Source organism: Silvanigrella sp., assembly GCF_044369315.1.
Taxonomy (GTDB): Bacteria; Bdellovibrionota_B; Oligoflexia; order Silvanigrellales; family Silvanigrellaceae; genus Silvanigrella.
Window position 1 is genome coordinate 1 of the sequence record NZ_JBIPMD010000283.1, and the last position, 3,823, is coordinate 3,823.

Annotated in this window: 1 protein-coding gene and 1 pseudogene; both read right to left on the bottom strand. The window is 24.6% G+C overall.

The annotated features are described in order from the left end of the window. Positions 1-98: 98 nt before the first annotated feature. Entirely contained in the window at positions 99-2,093 is a 1,995-nt protein-coding gene (locus ACIQ56_RS15495; protein WP_397601948.1) for an SDR family oxidoreductase, read from the bottom strand. Next, positions 2,073-3,722: pseudogene (locus ACIQ56_RS15500) on the bottom strand (amino acid adenylation domain-containing protein); the annotation flags it as partial. The pseudogene ACIQ56_RS15500 and the gene ACIQ56_RS15495, both read right to left, overlap by 21 nt. Positions 3,723-3,823 lie beyond the last annotated feature (101 nt).

A 3,823-nucleotide genomic window follows, 5' to 3' on the forward strand; every position in this document is an offset into this window, starting at 1 on the left:
ATTGACTTTTAACTGATTTCTTCTTTAACATTGGACAACCCTTCTATATGAACGCCTAAGTTCATAGCATATTGTCCACCAAAAGGAATCACTTTATTTTAAACAAAGTTTGATATTAATAAATTATTATTATGTAAAGACTTAATGGCGTAATTAAATATTGCTTCATAAAAAGTATTATTACTTGGTTTTAAATTTTGAATTGAATTTTTATCAATTTCAAGCATAACAAGTTCTCCTAAAATACTATCAAATATAATATTTTTATTTTGAAATTGTGATAAATTTTCAATTCCTATTAAATCGCCGGCTGAAAGTATTCCAATGGAACTAACCCAACCTCCATTTAGTGATTTTATACTTATTTGGGCAAAACCATTTAAAATAATATAAATTGATCCCTCATTTTTTGTTGGCGATAATATAATTTCATTTTCTGCAATAATTTTAATTTTAGCATATGAGTTTAATATTTTAATTTGATCGTTATTTAGTGTTGAGAATGTCGCATTTTCATTTAAAGAATCAATTCTATTTTCGTAAGCATGATTGATCATGTCATCAAAATAGGATTCCTTAATTTCGCCCCATTGAAAATCAAGTTTATTTAATATCAATTTTGTTTTATCATTCTTAATTGTGACTTCAGTTGTTGTTGGCAATAAATTCATCCAACCCATGTGTAACATAAAATTATTTAGCATTTTATTTGTGTGAATAAATTTATATAAATTAGATAATTTATCAATAAAATCATCTAAATTGTCATAGTTTAAATTTAATTTTGAATTGGTTTTAAAAATTTCAGATAGTCTATATAATTTATCATTATAAATATGAAAGGTTTCATTGTGAAGATTTTTTTGCTTTAATATTAAAACAATTGCTTTAGCTGTTTTATTAATAGGAGAAAGTTCTGTGAGATCAATAGAATCATGAGTGCATAACGAGTCAATATTAAAAAGACATTTTAATTTTTGATAAAATCCATTATTTTCAATATTTATTTGATGCAAACTCGTATTGGTATTAAAGACAAGATTTCCTACGCGATATATATTTGCATTTATTTTTTTATTTAAATAAGATTTTTGAATTAAATTTTCTGCTTCTGCTTTTGTCTTAATATAATAATTATCAATTAAATTAGAATCTCTAAAATCAAATTCAGTAAATAATTCGTTTGTATTTGTATTGCTACTTAAATTTTCAATCATAGATACAGAGTATGTAGAGATATGATGTAGATTTTTTATGCCAAATTGACAAAAATTTATTAAATTTTGGACTGTAACTACATTATTCTGATAAAATTCATTGTAATCACCATAATGTTTTACATTAGCGGCACAATTAATGACACAATTTATTTTATCTTTTAAAATTCCAAAATCATGATCACTTAAATTAAAATTTTCAAAAGAAATATCCCCATTATAAATTTGAATTTTATGAAATAAATTATCAGGAATGTTGCTTCCATTATAATGATTTAATATTTTATAAAGCTTTTCTTTTGTATTTTCATTAGATTCTCTTATTATTACAGAAATGGGATAATCTGTTTGAAATAATAATTCTAAAATAACATAGCTTCCTAAATAACCTGTCGCTCCTGTAACTAGAATATTTAAATCTTTGTTTTCCTCAGGGATAAAAGAATAATATGGTTTTAATTTATCTAAATAGATTTCTTCTTGTTTTTTGTCAAATTGAATTTTTTGATTTTCTGAGCCTTTTAATCTGTCTTTTATTTGCTTAAACCTATGCTCAATGTTAAATCCTATCTCATATTCTTTTAAGTTTTTAGCAATATTTTCAATGGTTTTATATTTAAAAATATCACTGACTTTAATGTCATACTGTTTTTGAATTTTAGAAACCAATTGAACTGCTTTTAAAGAATTTCCTCCAATTTCAAAAAAATTCGATAAAATACTTAATTGTTTTAATTCTAAAATTTCTTCAAAATGATTTGCAATCCATTTTTCTTTTTCATTTCTTGGTGCAATATGATCTGTCTTTTTCATTTCGGGAATTGGTAATTTTTTACGATCAATTTTACCACTATCATTTATAGGAAAATTTTCCATCCAATAAAATAGACTAGGTATCATGTATTCGGGGAGATTTTGAGCTAAATATTCTAGAAGAATATTGTTTTGAATTTCAGATTCACTTTTATAATAAGCACATAAATAATCTTGTTTTAAGTGATCTTTTAATGACAAAACAATACATTCTTTTATATTTGGAAATAAAGATAATTGATGTTCAATTTCGCCAAGTTCAATTCGAAACCCTCTTATTTTTACTTGAAAGTCTATTCGGCCTAAAAACTCGATATTTCCATCAGGAAGCCATTTTGCTAAATCGCCCGATTTAAAGAGCAGAGAATAGTCTTTATTTTCTGTAAAAGGATTTGCAATAAATTTTTCTTTATTTATTTCTGGCAAATGAATATATCCTAATCCAACGCCGTGTCCTGATATACAGAGTTCTCCAGCAATTCCGGTTGGGCATAGGTTTAAATCCTGGTCTACGATATAAATTTTGCAATTGTCTATTGGTTTTCCAATTGGTATGTTTGTATAATCTGTTTTATCAACTTCAAAATTGGTACACTCCACAGTTGTTTCTGAAGGGCCATAACCATTCATTATTTTATAATTTCTTTTCGTTACTTTTTTAAGTTTATCTCCTCCTACAATTAAGTATTTTAAAGATTAATTATTTGTTTCTTGTATGAATAATTCGGAAAATTGAGTAGGTAAAAAACTCATTGTTATATTATTCTTTTCAAAATATTCATTTAGCTTAGCTGTATCTAATTTAATAGATTTTTCAATAATATGTATTGTTCCACCTGAATATAAAATAGGTATAATTTCTATGATGGATGCATCAAATCCAAACCCAGCGTATTTTGAAAAATTGTCCTGATCGGATAAATTAAAACTGTTTTTATAAAAACTACATAGATTGATAATATTTTTTTGACTAATGCTGAGACCTTTTGGTTTTCCAGTTGAACCAGAAGTATAAATACTATAGATACAGTCTGTTAAATCTTGTTTTATGTTTGGGTTTTCGATGTTTTTCTTTTTAAAGATGAATTCGTCTATATAAATTACTTTTACATTTAATAAATTGACTAAACTTGGATTTAATGTTTCTTTATTTGTAATAAGTAACTTCGCTTCAGAATCTTTTAAAATATCAATTACTCTGTTAATCGGGAAAGTGTTTGCCATAGGAATAAAACTAGCGCCTGTTTTTAATGTGCCAATGATACTTGTAATCATTTCAATAGAGTCATCAATATAAATTCCTATTTTATCTTCTTTTATAATATTATTTTCAATTAAAAAACAAGCAATTTGATTTCCAATCGAATTTAAGTTTGAGTAGGTTAAAAAATTATCTTTGAATACTAATGCTTTCTTATTTTCATATTTTTTGGAATTTCCTTCAAAAATTTGAATAAATGTTTTTGAATAATCAACAATTACATCGGTATTATTGAATTGATTTAAAATCGTATTTTTATTTTCATTCGAAATAAAATTAATATTCTTAATTATTTTATGATTTTCAACAATATCATTTAATATAGAGATATAAGAAGTAATAAAAGTTTTTATGCTTTCTTCTTTATAACTATGAGTACTATATTCAAAATCAATTTTTATCTTGTTAAAGTGATTCCTTTTGGTGGACAATATGCTATGAACTTAGGCGTTCATATAGAAGGGTTGTCCAATGTTAAAGAAGAAATCAGTTAAAAGTCAATATTCTCTTGAGTTTAAAAATCAAGTTCTAG